This is a genomic window from Streptomyces sp. cg40 (genome assembly GCF_050320165.1).
GTDB lineage: Bacteria > Actinomycetota > Actinomycetes > Streptomycetales > Streptomycetaceae > Streptomyces > Streptomyces hokutonensis.
This window is the reverse complement of the sequence record NZ_CP190128.1, coordinates 708,920-721,848: the sequence shown is the minus strand read 5'-3', so window position 1 is coordinate 721,848 and position 12,929 is coordinate 708,920. Positions and strand designations below refer to the sequence as shown.

Annotated in this window: 13 protein-coding genes; 12 read left to right on the top strand and 1 reads right to left on the bottom strand. The window is 70.7% G+C overall.

The genetic code is table 11. From position 1 onward, the window contains the following. The first annotated feature begins 171 nt into the window (after positions 1-171). The 5 genes from ACQHII_RS03125 to ACQHII_RS03105 all read left to right on the top strand — a co-directional run bounded on the left by ACQHII_RS03125 (position 172) and on the right by ACQHII_RS03105 (position 4,727). Positions 172-894: a response regulator transcription factor gene (locus ACQHII_RS03125; protein WP_427917726.1), complete on the top strand. Its 723-nt coding sequence runs from the start codon at positions 172-174 to the stop codon at positions 892-894. Positions 895-1,251: 357 nt separating this feature from the next. Further along, positions 1,252-2,493 (top strand): cytochrome P450, encoded by a 1,242-nt coding sequence (locus tag ACQHII_RS03120; protein WP_427917725.1) that lies wholly within the window; start codon positions 1,252-1,254, stop codon positions 2,491-2,493. Positions 2,494-2,537: 44 nt separating this feature from the next. Continuing rightward, positions 2,538-2,735 carry a ferredoxin gene (locus ACQHII_RS03115; protein WP_359603654.1) on the top strand — a complete coding sequence of 66 codons (198 nt, stop codon included), beginning with the start codon at positions 2,538-2,540 and terminating at the stop codon, positions 2,733-2,735. Next, positions 2,732-3,907, top strand: coding sequence for an NAD(P)/FAD-dependent oxidoreductase (locus ACQHII_RS03110; RefSeq protein WP_427917724.1), 1,176 nt, complete (start codon positions 2,732-2,734; stop codon positions 3,905-3,907). The genes ACQHII_RS03115 and ACQHII_RS03110 overlap by 4 nt, the downstream gene beginning before the upstream one ends. Further along, on the top strand, positions 3,888-4,727 hold the full coding sequence (locus ACQHII_RS03105; RefSeq protein ID WP_427917723.1) for an SDR family oxidoreductase: 840 nt from the start codon (positions 3,888-3,890) through the stop codon (positions 4,725-4,727). The genes ACQHII_RS03110 and ACQHII_RS03105 overlap by 20 nt, the downstream gene beginning before the upstream one ends. A 28-nt stretch (positions 4,728-4,755) precedes the next feature. Here the strand turns inward: ACQHII_RS03105 and ACQHII_RS03100 are convergent, their stop codons facing one another. Continuing rightward, positions 4,756-5,655, bottom strand: coding sequence for an EamA family transporter (locus ACQHII_RS03100; RefSeq protein WP_427917722.1), 900 nt, complete (start codon positions 5,653-5,655; stop codon positions 4,756-4,758). A gap of 68 nt (positions 5,656-5,723) precedes the next feature. Between ACQHII_RS03100 and ACQHII_RS03095 the strand changes: the two genes are divergently transcribed. The 7 genes from ACQHII_RS03095 to ACQHII_RS03065 all read left to right on the top strand — a co-directional run bounded on the left by ACQHII_RS03095 (position 5,724) and on the right by ACQHII_RS03065 (position 12,921). Beyond that, positions 5,724-6,578, top strand: coding sequence for a LysR family transcriptional regulator (locus ACQHII_RS03095; protein WP_427917721.1), 855 nt, complete (start codon positions 5,724-5,726; stop codon positions 6,576-6,578). Between the two features lie 74 nt (positions 6,579-6,652). Then, on the top strand, positions 6,653-8,515 hold the full coding sequence (locus tag ACQHII_RS03090; RefSeq protein WP_427917720.1) for a tannase/feruloyl esterase family alpha/beta hydrolase: 1,863 nt from the start codon (positions 6,653-6,655) through the stop codon (positions 8,513-8,515). A 176-nt stretch (positions 8,516-8,691) separates the two neighbouring features. Next, entirely contained in the window at positions 8,692-9,342 is a 651-nt protein-coding gene (locus ACQHII_RS03085; RefSeq protein WP_427917719.1) for a GntR family transcriptional regulator, read from the top strand. Positions 9,343-9,403: 61 nt separating this feature from the next. Then, complete coding sequence (locus ACQHII_RS03080; protein WP_427917718.1) at positions 9,404-10,153, top strand: PIG-L deacetylase family protein; 750 nt, start codon at positions 9,404-9,406, stop codon at positions 10,151-10,153. 2 nt (positions 10,154-10,155) lie between these two features. Next, positions 10,156-10,860 (top strand): 4-carboxy-4-hydroxy-2-oxoadipate aldolase/oxaloacetate decarboxylase, encoded by a 705-nt coding sequence (locus tag ACQHII_RS03075; RefSeq protein WP_427917717.1) that lies wholly within the window; start codon positions 10,156-10,158, stop codon positions 10,858-10,860. After that, the gene (locus ACQHII_RS03070; RefSeq protein WP_427917716.1) at positions 10,857-11,990 is read left to right on the top strand and encodes a 4-oxalomesaconate tautomerase; all 1,134 of its coding nucleotides are present in this window, start codon (positions 10,857-10,859) and stop codon (positions 11,988-11,990) included. Before ACQHII_RS03075 ends, ACQHII_RS03070 begins: the two co-directional genes overlap by 4 nt. Next, complete coding sequence (locus ACQHII_RS03065) at positions 11,971-12,921, top strand: catechol 2,3-dioxygenase (protein WP_427917715.1); 951 nt, start codon at positions 11,971-11,973, stop codon at positions 12,919-12,921. The genes ACQHII_RS03070 and ACQHII_RS03065 overlap by 20 nt, the downstream gene beginning before the upstream one ends. Positions 12,922-12,929: the final 8 nt, after the last annotated feature.

Genomic DNA, 12,929 nt, shown 5'->3' with positions numbered 1-12,929 from the left:
GCTCAAGGCGGCCCGGCTCTGGTGAGCGAGGGCTCAGTTGTGCTCCTGCTTTCCGCTGCCCGTCCTCAAGGCCGGGCTTCCTTGAGTTAGGCAAGCATATGTGACTTACTTGAGTCAAGCAATCGAATGGATGTTGCTTGAGTCAGGCAAGCATGACGGTAGGCTGGGCGCATGTCCACGTACGGCAGCATCAGTGAGACGCGATCACTCGCCCGCGGTGGCGGGCAACACCTGCTCGTCGCCGTGGACGAGCCGGACAACGCCGAACTCCTCTCCACGACACTGGAGTTGGCCGGCTACCGGATCAGGACGGCCGGCAGCGGCACCGAGGTGGTCTCGCGGCTGGCCGAGCAGCGGTTCGAACTGGTCGTCATCGACGCGGAGTTGCCGGAGATGGACGCCCTCGAACAGGGCGGCCGGCTCGTCGCACACCGCCCGCCCGTCCTGCTGCTCACCGCCTGGGACGCCCTCGACAGACTGCTGCCCGAACTGGGCGCGGGGGAGCGGGACTACGTCACCAAGCCCTTCCGTGTCGCCGAAGTGCTCGCCCGTATCCAGGTGTTACTGCGCACCAGCGGCGGCGGCCGGGACGGCGCGCTGCACTACGCCGACCTGGTCCTGGACGACACCACCTGCCAGGCGCGACGCGGCCGGCGCACACTCGATCTCACGCCGGCGGAGTACCGACTGCTGCGCCACCTCCTCGTCAACGCGCACAAGGTGCTGTCCAAGGAACAGATCAGCCGGTACGTCTGGGGCGACTTCCGCGGCGGCAACGCGATGGAGCAGCTGGTCTCCCGCCTCCGGCGCAAGGTGGACCAGGAAGGTGCGGCGCTGATCCATACGCGGCGGGGCTTCGGCTACTGGCTCGGGCGGGCGGCTGGTGAGCGGTGAGCGCGCCCCGTCGGGCAGTTGCACAGGATTCGTGGAGCAAATACGGACCCCCGGTGAAGCGGGGTGCCGGGTGGTGTCACGGTGACGTGGTGCAGCCCTTTCCGCGTTACGTTCGCGAGTCGTGTCGTAACGCCCCGACCCGTCAACTCGCAGTCTTTTCACCTGAGTTCACTCCATCCGGCGCCCCTGTCCGGGGCATGGCAACAGAGCCGACGGGTGATCTTGGTCACGTCAGGTTGTTGTCAGGGTGCTGACCGGAAGCGGTCAGTCCGATCTGTTTGCATGTGCTCATCGAGGCCTCGTCAGCACCACCCCGGCGCCCGCCCCACGCGGAGCCCCCCACCACCGAGGAGAGACATGGCCGACACCCTGACCGGCACCGCGCCCGACACGGCAGCCGCGGTCCCCGGATATCCGATGCGGCGGGACGCGCGCTGCCCGCTCGCCCCGCCGCCGGCCGTGCACGGGCTGCGCGACGGGAAACCGATCAGCAGGGTCCGGATCTGGAACGGCGCCACGCCCTGGCTGATCACCCGCCACGCCGACCAGCGCGCCCTGCTCACCGACCCGCGCGTCAGCGACGACGACCTGGAACCCGGCTTCCCCCACGTCAACGCGCACCGCGCCGAGATCGCCCCGCACACCCCGCGCCTGATCACCAATACCGACGCCCCCGAGCACACCCGGCTGCGCCGGACGGTCAACGCGCCCTTCCTCGTCAAGCGCATCGAGGCCATGCGGGCGCCCGTCCAGAAGATCGTCGACGAGCTGATCGACGACCTGCTCACCGGTCCCAACCCGGCCGACCTGCTCACCGCGCTCGCCCTGCCCGTCCCGTCACTGGTCATCGCCGAGCTGCTCGGAGTGCCGTACGGGGACCACGACTTCTTCCAGCGGAGCAGCAGCATCGCGCTCGACAGCGGCGCCTCGCCCCAGGAGGCACGGGAGGCGAGCGGGGCGCTGGCCGCCTACCTCGACAAGCTCATCGGGCTGAAGCTGGAGAACCCGGGCGAGGGTGTGCTCTCCGAGATGGCGGAACGGGTCAGGAACGGTGAGATGACCCGTGCCGAGGCCGTCCACATGGGCGTCGCCATGCTCATCGCCGGGCACGAGACCACCGCCACGATGATCAGTCTCGGCACCCTCGCCCTGCTCCAACACCCGGACCAACTGGCCCTGTTGCGCGACACGGACGACCCGAAGGTCATCGCCGGAGCGGTGGACGAGCTGCTGCGCCACCTCACCATCGTGCAGACCGGCGTCCGCCGCGTCGCCAAGGCGGACATCGAGATCGGCGGCGTCACCATCCGGGCCGGCGAGGGCATGATCTTCGACCTGCACGCGGCGAACTGGGACCCCGAGGCGTTCCCCGAGGCCGACCGCCTCGACATCACCCGCTCCGCCCGCCAGCACCAGGCCTTCGGCTACGGCCCCCACCAGTGCCTCGGCCAGAACCTCGCGCGCCTCGAACTCCAGGTCGTCTACGGCACCCTCTACCGCCGTGTCCCGACCCTCCGACTGGCCGCCCCCGTCGAGCAGTTGGCCTTCGACCGCACCGGCACGACGTACGGCGTGGCCTGCTTGCCCGTCGCCTGGTGACCACCACCTCCACCTCAACCCACAAGAGAGCAAGGGACACAGCCATGAAGGTCGAACTCGACGAACCGAAATGCGTCGCCTCCGGGCAGTGCGTAGTGGCCGCCCCTGACGTCTTCGACCAGCGGGACGACGACGGTGTGGCCATCCTTCTGGAGGAGCACCCCGGCGCCGAACTCGTCGACGACGTACGGGAAGCCGTGGCGGTCTGCCCGGCCGCGGCCATCCGACTGGTGGAGCAGTGAGGCGGATCGTCGTCGTCGGAGCCTCGGCCGCCGGACTCGCGGCGGCCGAGACGCTCCGCCGCGAGGGCTACGACGGCACCCTCACCCTCGTCGGCGAGGAACCCCATCTGCCGTACGACAGACCGCCGTTGTCCAAGCAGGTCCTCTCCGCCGAGTGGGAACCGGACCGGATCGCCCTGCGCACCCCGGCCGACCTCGCCGGACACGACCTCGACCTGCGCCTCGGCGTCGCGGCGACCGCGCTCGACCTCACCGCGCAGGAGGTGTCGCTCTCGGACGGCGCGCAGGTGCCGTACGACGGGCTGATCATCGCCACCGGGGTGCGCCCCCGGCGGCTGCCCGGCGAGGGCGCGCATGTCCTGCGCACGCTCGACGACGCCCTCACACTGCGCGAACGGCTCGGCCCGGGGCGGCGGTTGGTGGTGGTCGGCGCCGGATTCCTCGGCGCCGAGGCAGCCGCCGTGGCCTGGGGCCTGGGCGCTCAAGTGACCTTGCTGGAACCGGCGCCCGTGCCGCTGGCGCACGCGGTCGGTGAGCAGGTCGGCCAGGTGCTGGCCCGGGCCCACGTGGACCACGGCGTGAACCTGCGCACCGGGGTCTCCGTCACCGAGGTGACCGACGAGGGCGTACGGCTCGGGGACGGCGAGGAGGTCGAGGCCGACGAAGTGCTCGTCGCGATCGGCTCGCTGCCCAACACCGCGTGGCTCGCGGACAGCGGCCTCTCGGTGGGCGACGGCGTGGTGTGCGACGAGTACTGCGAGGCCGCCCGGAACGTCTACGCGGCCGGTGACGTCGCCCGCTGGTACAACCCACTGTTCCGGACGTCGATGCGGATCGAGCACCGCACCAACGCGGCCGAGCAGGGCATGGCCGCCGCCCGCAACCTCCTCGGCGCCGACACGCGCAGACCGTTCGCGCCCGTGCCGTACTTCTGGTCCGACCAGTACGACATGAAGATCCAGGCCCACGGCTATCTGCGCGGACACGACGAAGTCGCCGTCGTGGAGGGGGACGTGGGGGAACGGCGGTTCGTGGCCGCCTACCGCACCGGCGACCGGCTCACCGGCGTCCTCGCGGTCGGCATGCCCCCGAAGGCGATCCGCGGCTGGCGGCCGGCCGTCGCCGCCGGAGTGAACTGGCGGGAGGCCGTCCATGGCGCGACGACCGTCTGAGGAACCCCGCGACGTCGTCGTGGTGACCGGCGCCGGCGGCATGGGGACGGCGATCGCCCGCCGCCTCGGCAGCGGACGCACCCTGTTCCTCGCCGACGCCTCGCGCGGCCAACTCGACCGCACCGTCGCCACGTTGCGCGCCGAGGGCTACGCCGCACACGGCGTCCTCACCGACATCTCCGACCGCACGGCCGTCGAGAAGCTCGCGCAGACGGCGGCCGGCGAGGGCAGGGTCGTAGCCGTGGCGCACACGGCCGGGGTCTCCGCCTCGATCGCGTCGGCGCGCACGATCCTGGAGGTCGACCTGCTGGGCACGGTCCATGTGATCGACGCCTTCGAGACGGTGGCCGGGCGTGGCACCGCGCTGGTCGCCGTGTCCAGCATGGCCGGGCACTACGCCTCGCTCAGCCCCGAGGAAGAGGCCGCCCTGGCCACCGCCCCGGCGGAGGAATTGCTCTCCCTGCCCGTCGTCACGGCCGTCGGCGACGACTCGCTGCGCGCCTACATGGTCGCCAAACGCGCCAACCACGTCCGGGTGGAGGCCGCCGCGCTCGCCTGGAACCTGCGCGGCGCCCGCGTCAACACCGTCAGCCCCGGCGTGATCTCCACCGCGATGTCGAAGGCGGAGGCCGAATCGCCGCACGGTGGGCACATGTTGAAGATGCTGGGCGACTGCGGAGCCGGACGCACCGGCACCCCCGGCGAGATCGCCGACGCGGTCGCCTTCCTCACCGGACCGCAGGCCCACTTCATCACCGGCACCGATCTGCTCGTCGACGGCGGGCAGGCCGCGTGGGTGCGCAGGCACATGCGCCACTGACGGCGGAAGGGCGGGTCTCGGGGTCTGTTCAGTCGCGTGACGTGAGAATACTCAGCGCGTTCGCCGTCACGACGGCACCGATGCCCGCCCACTCCGCCCAGCCCAGCCGCTGACCGAGGCCGATCCACCCGACCACGGCGGCGAGCACCGGGTTGACGCTCATGAACAGCCCGAAGGCCGGAGCCGGCACCCGGCGCAGCGTGAACAGATCAGCCAGATACGGAACCGCCGACGAGAGCACCCCGGCCGCCACCGCGCACCCGGCCGCCTCGAGCGTCGGCGGATGCCGGACCGCGACGACGATCCCGACCGGCAGGAACATCAGCGCGGACACCCCGGCCGCGGCCGCCGAACCCTGCGCCCCGGGGATACGGCTGCCCACGGTCCGGTTGAGCAGGATGTACGAGGCCCAGCACGCGGCGGCGAGCAGACCGAGGCCCATGCCCAGGTAGTCGGCCGAGGGGCGGGGCCGCATGAGCGTCACCACGCCCGCCGCCGCGATCAGCGCGTGGCAGACGTCCACGCGGCGCCGGGTCGCGGCCAGCGCTATGGACAGCGGACCCAGGAACTCCAGCGTCACCGCCAGACCGAGGCCGACCCGGTCGATCGCGGTGTACAGGGACAGGTTCATCGTCCCGAACACCACCGCCAGCAGCAGGACCGGCCACCACTGTCGCCAGGTGAAGTCACGCAGTCGCGGCCTGCCCACGGCGATCAGCACGGCCGCGGCCACGTACTGGCGCACCGCGACGACCCCCACCGGCCCGATGACGGGGAAGGCGAGGGAGCCGAGCGCGGCACCGGTCTGGTTGGACAGCCCGCTGCCGGCCATGGTGGCCACTCCGGCGAGGCCCACCCGGGAAGACGGCCGCGGGGTGCCATGTGACGTACCGGTCGAGGGAGTTGTCGTTGCGGAGGCTCCAGGCATGCTCCGATCGTGGGCCTCACCCGCACTTGCGCAAAATGCAATGGTCCGGCGATCTATACGCTGGAGTCATGGATCTGGAGCTGAGACAGCTGCGGTGTCTCGTCGCGATCGTCGACGAAGGCACCTTCACCGACGCAGCCATCGCGCTCGGCGTCTCCCAGGCCGCCGTCTCCCGCACCCTCGCCTCCCTCGAACAGGCCTTGGGCACAAGGCTGTTGAGACGCACCTCCCGGTCGGTGACCCCGACGAGCACCGGACTGGGGGTGGTCGCGCACGCCCGGCGGGTCCTCGCCGAGGTCGACGACCTGGTCCTGGACGCCACCTCGGGCCACGCCCATCTGCGCATCGGCTACGCCTGGTCGGCGCTCGGCCGGCACACGCTCCCCTTCCAGCGCCGCTGGACCCGGGCCCACCCGGAGACCGACCTGCACCTGGTCCGCGTCAACTCGGCCACCTCGGGACTCGGCGAAGGCACCTGCGACCTGGCGGTGGTCCGCAGAGCGCTGGAGGACCGGCGGTTCGAGTCGGCCATCGTCGGGCTGGAGCGACGGCTGTGCGCCATGGCCTCCGACGACCCCCTCGCGCGCCGCCGCTCGGTCCGGCTGGCCGACCTCGCCGGCCGCACCCTCCTCGTCGATCGCCGTACCGGCACCACCACCGCCGACCTGTGGCCGCCCGACTCCCGCCCGGTCACCGAGGACGTCCACGACGTTGACGACTGGCTCACCGTGATCGCCACCGGCCGCAGCGTGGGCATGACCGCGGAATCGACCGCCAACCAGTACCCGCGGCCCGGCGTCGTCTACCGCCCGGTCCGCGACGGCGAGCCCATCGCGGTCCGCCTCGCCTGGTGGAAGGACGACCCGCACCCCGCCACGCAGGCCGTGCTGGAACTGCTCACCGCGCTCTACCGCGAGACCTGAGCCGGTCCTGAGTCGGCTCACCCTTTTGGCCCACGTCGGTGGCCGCCGGCAGGCACCCGCTCGACGCTGGGCCCATGAGCCCTGGTCATGCCCGCTCGTCGAAGCGGACGAGGATCGTCCTTCTGGTGGCAGTCGTCGTCGCGGCCCTCGTCACGGGCCTCGCGCTGCTGCCCGACACGTTCTCGGCGGACGCCGACGCGAGCGTCACAAAGGTCACCGCCGTCGGCGACGTGGGCAAGGACCTGCCGGTCACCAAGCCGACGATCGCCTGCGCCGACCTGCTCCAGAAGGACTTCGGCGCCCTCGACGACGCGGCGACCTCCGTCGCCTCCGCGACCGTCGTGGCCAAGGGCGGCACGAACGCGTACGAGTACTGCGACGTCAAGGGCACCATCGCCCCGCAGATCCAGTTCGAGCTGCGGCTGCCGACCAAGACGTACCGGCAGCGCTACCTCCAGGAAGGCTGCGGCGGCTACTGCGGCATGGTCGGCGTCAGCGCCCAGCCCGCCGCCTCCACCGGCTGCGTGCCCGTCACGGACGGCTCCTTCGCCCTCGGCCAGGACAACCAGGGCCATGTCTCCACCTCCGGCACGGGCGGCGGCTCCGCCGAGGTCTGGGCGACGAACCCACAGCTCAAGGTGGACTTCGGCTACCGCTCCGAGCACGCCTTCGCCACCGCCGCCAAGGCGATCACCAAGGCGTTCTACGGCGCCGGGCCGACGTACTCCTACTACGACGGCTGCTCGGACGGCGGGCGCGAGACGCTGATGGAGGTGCAGCGCTACCCCGGCGACTTCAGTGCCGCCCTGGTCGGCGCCCCGGCCTTCAACCAGACCGCGCTCAACGCGATGCAGGAGGCCTACCTCTCGACCATCGACTTCCGCGCGGACGGCTCGACGATCCTGCCCGCCTCGAAGCTCGCCATGCTGCACAAGGCGGTCATCGCCAAGTGCGCCGACCCCAAGCTCAACAACGACCTCATCCAGGACCCGGCGACCTGCACCTTCGATCCCGCGAGCCTCAAGTGCCCGGACAACAAGGACGATTCGAGCTGTCTCACCACCGAGCAGATCGACGTCGTACGGAAGGCCTACGCGGGCGTGACCGCCCCGGACGGCACTCACTTGTACACCGGTGGTCAGCCCTACGGCTCCGAGACCGCCTGGGAGGGGCTGTTCGTTCCGAAGGCCGGGCAGGGACAGAGCTCGGTGCAGCTGTACGGGATCGGCCTCGGGTTCCTGCGCTGGGTCGGCAAGTGGGAGGCCGACCCGGCACTGAAGCTCGACGGCTCGCTGTTCACCGTCGACACCTTCAAGGCCTACCAGCGCGAGGTCTCCGGGATCTACGACGCCACCGACCCCGACCTCACCAAGTTCCACGAGGCCGGCGGCAAGGTCATCCAATGGCACGGGCTGACCGACCCGAACATCCCGCCCACGGGCACCCGTGCCTACCGCCAGGCCATGATCGACACCATGGGGCAGGACAAGGTCGACGACTTCTACCGCCTCTACCTGTTCCCCGGCGTCAACCACTGCGGCGGCGGTGACGGACCCGACAGCTTCGACCTGCTGAGCAAGCTGATCGACTGGCGGGAGACCGGGAAGGTGCCGGGCGCCGTCATCGCGTCGAAGACCAGCGGCGGCAGCCAGCCCGGGGGACCGGCGGGCGGTCAGCTCGGCGGCGGCGACACGAAGGCCTCCGCGAGCAGCAGCGCGCCCACCGTCGAGTACACCCGGCCCGTCTACCCGTACCCGCAGCTGGTCGCCTACGACGGCTCCGGCGACAAGAAGGACGCGGCCAACTACCGCGCCTACACGCCCGACAAGCTCCCCGACGACCACTACAAGTGGGCCGGATCCTTCACCTCCGGCTACCAGGAGTGGTGCGACACGAAGGACGGCAGGTCGATGAGCTGCACCCGTCACAAGCCGTAGAAGAAGCGGGTTCACCGCCCGTTTCACCGCCCGTCCATGGCAGGTCCATGGGCGGGCGGAGGCATGTCTGGGGTAAGTATGGGCGGAAGCATGCCTGCAATACGGCGGACAAAATTGTTGACAATCTTGTTTGGCTAGATTTAGGTTCGACAGGCACTCACTCAGGGAGGGCAACGATGCCGAAAGAAGCCCGTCCGAGCACCGGGGAGCAGGCCAAGCAGCATGCGCTCACGCAGCTGCGGCAGGCGATCCTGCACGGCGACATGGCACCGGCACAGCGGCTGGTGGAGAACGAGCTCGCCGAGCAACTCGATGTGACGCGGGCCAGCATCCGCGCGGCGTTGATCGATCTGGCGGCCGAAGGACTGGTCGAGCGGATCCGCAACCGGGGCTCCCGGGTGCGGGTGGTGACCGTGGACGAAGCGGTCGCCATCACGGAGTGCCGCATGGTCCTGGAGGGACTGTGCGCGGCCAAGGCGGCCGTCGCGGCCAGCGACGACCAGCTGACCGAACTGGCGGAGCTGGGCCGGGCCATGACCAAGGCCGTGGCCGACGGCGAGCCGGTGACGTACTCCGAGCTCAACCACGAACTGCACGACAAGGTCCGGGAGTTCTCCGGCCAGCAGACGGCCCTGGCCCTGCTGGAGCGGCTCAACGCCCAACTGGTGCGTCACCGCTTCCAGTTGGCGCTGCGGCCGGGGCGTCCGCAGCAGTCCCTGAACGAGCATCTGGCCATGATCGAGGCGATCACGGCCAGGGACCCGCAGGCGGCCGAGGCGGCCGTCCGCGCCCATCTCACCAGTGTGATCGAGGCGTTGCGCGACTGAGGCGCGGCGGCTCGGCACGCCTGGGGCGGGCGCACACCTGTCCACCAAGGAGATTGACGCAATGACGCACGGCAACGCGCCCGCATCCCCACGATCGACACTCGTCGTCACGGCGCACGCCGGGGACTTCGTGTGGCGGGCGGGCGGAGCCATCGCCCTGGCCGCCGCCCGTGGCGAGAAGGTCACCATCGCCTGTCTGACCTTCGGCGAGCGCGGCGAGTCCGCCAAGGCCTGGCGCGAGGGCAAGAAGCTGGACGAGATCAAGGCGATCCGCCGGGACGAGGCCGAGCGCGCCGCGGCCACCCTCGGCGCCGAGGTCCGTTTCTTCGACGCCGGCGACTACCCCCTGGTCGCCACCGCCGAGTTGACCGACCAACTCGTCGCCGTCTACCGCGAGACACAGCCGGACGTCGTCCTCACCCACCCCACCGAGGACCCGTACAACGGCGACCACCCGGCCGCCAACCGGATGGCGCTGGAGGCCCGCGTCCTGGCGCAGGCCATCGGCTATCCCGGCGAGGGCGAGATCATCGGCGCCCCGCCGGTCTTCTACTTCGAGCCGCACCAGCCCGAGATGAGCGGCTTCAAGCCCGAGGTCCTCCTCGACATCACCGAGGTGTGGGACACCAAGCGCAAGGCGATGGAGTGCCTCGGCGCCCAGCAGCACCTGTGGGACTACTACACCGACCTCGCCGTCCGCCGCGGTGTCCAGCTCAAGCGCAACGCGGGCCCGAACCTGGGCCTCGCCCACAAGGCGATGGCCGAGGCGTACATGCGTCCGTACCCGCAGATCGCGAAGGAGCTGGCATAACCATGGGCGGCGTCATTGTCACCAACCCCCCGAAGGCGGAAGCGAAGGACGTCGAGGCGCTGGCCGCCTTCGGCGTGGCCACCGTCAGCGAGGCCATGGGCCGCACGGGCCTGCTCGGACCGTCAATTCGCCCCGTTCAGCAGGGAGTTCGGGTCGCCGGCACCGCCGTCACCGTGCTGAGCTGGCCCGGCGACAACCTCATGATCCACGCGGCCGTGGAGCAGTGCGGCGAGGGCGACATCCTCGTCGTCACCACCACTTCCCCCTGCACGGACGGCCTGTTCGGCGAGCTGTTCGCCACCGCGCTCCAGCAGCGCGGGGTACGCGGAGTCGTCCTCAACACCGGCATCCGCGACACCCAGGAACTGCGCGACATGGGCTTCGCCGCCTGGTCCCGCGCCGTCTCCTCCCAGGGCACCGTCAAGGCCACCGGCGGCTCGGTCAACGTGCCGATCGCCATCGACGGCCAGGTCGTCCGCCCCGGTGACGTGATCGTCGCCGACGACGACGGCGTGGTGGTCGTCCCGCGCGAGAAGGCCCGCGGGACCGCCGAGAGGTCGGAGGCCCGCGAGGCGAAGGAGGCGGCCACCCGTGCCGCCTTCCTCGAAGGCCAACTAGGCCTGGACCGCTACGGGTTGCGCGACACCCTCAAGCAACTCGGCGTCGAGTACCGGTCCTACGAGGAGTACACCGGAGCCGGGTCGTGACCGGGCCCGAGGAGGTGCGCTGCATGCTGATGCGCGGCGGCACCTCCAAGGGCGCCTACTTCCTGGCCGAGGACCTCCCCGCCGACCCCGCCGAACGCGACGACCTGCTGCTGCGCGTCATGGGCAGCCCCGACCCGCGCCAGATCGACGGCCTGGGCGGCGCCCACCCGCTCACCAGCAAGGTCGGCGTCGTCTCCGTCTCGGCCGACCCCGAGGCCGACGTCGACTACCTGTTCCTCCAGGTCGCCGTCGACCGCCCCGAGGTCACCGACCGGCAGAACTGCGGCAACATCCTCGCCGGAATAGGGCCGTTCGCCGTGGAGCGGGGGCTCGTGGCCCCCGGTGACGGCGACACGTCCGTCCGCATCCGCATGCTCAACACCGGGGAACTCGCGATCGCGAGCTTCCCCACACCGGGCGGCCGGGTCGACTACACGGGCACCGCCGAGATCTCGGGCGTGCCCGGCACCGCGGCTCCCGTGGTGATCGAATTCCCGCAGGGCACGAGCCCGTTGCTGCCGACGGGCCGCATCCGGGACGTCGTCGCCGGCACCGAGGTGACGTGCGTCGACAACGGCATGCCGGTCGTCCTGATCCCGGCCACCGCGCTGGACGTCACCGGCTACGAGAGTCCCAGGGACCTGGAGGAGAACCTCGCGCTCGCCGACCGCCTCCGGGAGATCCGCCTGGAGGCGGGCAAGTTGATGGGCCTCGGGGACGTCGAGAACACGACGGTGCCCAAGCTCAGCCTGCTGGCTCCGCCCCGGGACGGCGGAGCGGTGACGACCCGCACCTTCATCCCCGTGCGCTGCCACACCTCGATCGGCGTCCTCGGCGCCGCGAGCGTGGCTGCGGGACTGCTCCTGCCCGGCGCGGTGGGGGAGGGCATCGCGGACGTCGCCGGACAAAGTGACCGAATTCGCATCGAGCATCCCAGCGGATTCCTAGACATCGAAACTAGCGTGGCCCCCGCATCGGGCGAGACCGCTCCCGTGGTCCGCAGAACCGCCGTGGTGCGCACCGCCCGCAAGATCTTCGACGGCACCGTCTTCCCCCGGCCCGCCGACACCACCCCCACACCCGCACCCGTACGACCCCTTGGAGGCAACGATGGCTCCGCCGCTCGGTGACATCGCCCATATCGGCCACGCCCAGCTCTTCACCCCGGACCTGGACGCCAGTGTCGCCTTCTTCACCGACTACCTGGGCCTCACCGTCAACGGCCGGGACGGCGACACCGTCTACCTCCGGACCTACGACGACTACGAGCACCACAGCCTGGTCCTCACCGCCCGGGAACAGCCCGGCCTCGGCCGCCTCGCCCTGCGCACCTCCAGCGAGGAAGCCCTCCAGCGCCGTATCAAGGCGATCGAGGACGCGGGCGGCACCGGCAGGTGGGTCGAGGACGAACCGGGCCTAGGGAAGCTCTACGTCACCACCGACCCGGACGGCCACGAGCACGCCCTCTACTGGGAGAGCGAGCACTACCGGGCCCCCGACGAGCTGAAACCGGCGTTGAAGAACCAGCCGCAGGCAAAGCCCAACCGGGGGGTGGGAGTTCGGCGGCTGGACCACATCAACTTCCTTGCCGCGGACGTGCTGTCCAGCGCCGAGTTCCAGCAACAGGTGCTGGGCGCACGGCCGACGGAGCAGATCCGGCTCAACAGCGGCCGGATCGCGGCGCGTTGGCTGACGTACACGAACAAGTCGTACGACGTCGTGTACACCGAGGACTGGACCGGTTCGACCGGGCGGCTGCACCACATCGCCTTCGCGACCGACACCCGCGAGGACATCCTGCGCGCGGCCGATCTCGCCATCGACACAGGCGTGTTCATCGAGACGGGGCCGCACAAGCACGCCATCCAGCAGACGTTCTTCCTCTACGTCTACGAACCCGGCGGCAACCGCATCGAGTTGTGCAACCCGCTCACCCGACTCGTCCTGGCGCCCGACTGGCCGCTGATCACCTGGACCGAGGAGGAGCGGAAGAAGGGGCAGGCCTGGGGCCTGAAGACCATCCAGTCCTTCCACACGCACGGGACTCCGCCGGTCGCCTGAGCGACGCG

Bases quoted from the DNA above. Each gene is read 5' to 3' on its own strand.
- ACQHII_RS03065 (WP_427917715.1), top strand. From the start codon at position 11,971: ATGGCTCCGCCGCTCGGTGACATCGCCCATATCGGCCACGCCCAGCTC.
- ACQHII_RS03080 (WP_427917718.1), top strand. From the start codon at position 9,404: ATGACGCACGGCAACGCGCCCGCATCCCCACGATCGACACTCGTCGTC.
- ACQHII_RS03075 (WP_427917717.1), top strand. From the start codon at position 10,156: ATGGGCGGCGTCATTGTCACCAACCCCCCGAAGGCGGAAGCGAAGGAC.
- ACQHII_RS03105 (WP_427917723.1), top strand. From the start codon at position 3,888: ATGGCGCGACGACCGTCTGAGGAACCCCGCGACGTCGTCGTGGTGACC.
- ACQHII_RS03085 (WP_427917719.1), top strand. From the start codon at position 8,692: ATGCCGAAAGAAGCCCGTCCGAGCACCGGGGAGCAGGCCAAGCAGCAT.
- ACQHII_RS03095 (WP_427917721.1), top strand. From the start codon at position 5,724: ATGGATCTGGAGCTGAGACAGCTGCGGTGTCTCGTCGCGATCGTCGAC.
- ACQHII_RS03125 (WP_427917726.1), top strand. From the start codon at position 172: ATGTCCACGTACGGCAGCATCAGTGAGACGCGATCACTCGCCCGCGGT.
- ACQHII_RS03100 (WP_427917722.1), bottom strand. From the start codon at position 5,655: ATGCCTGGAGCCTCCGCAACGACAACTCCCTCGACCGGTACGTCACAT.
- ACQHII_RS03090 (WP_427917720.1), top strand. From the start codon at position 6,653: ATGAGCCCTGGTCATGCCCGCTCGTCGAAGCGGACGAGGATCGTCCTT.
- ACQHII_RS03115 (WP_359603654.1), top strand. From the start codon at position 2,538: ATGAAGGTCGAACTCGACGAACCGAAATGCGTCGCCTCCGGGCAGTGC.
- ACQHII_RS03120 (WP_427917725.1), top strand. From the start codon at position 1,252: ATGGCCGACACCCTGACCGGCACCGCGCCCGACACGGCAGCCGCGGTC.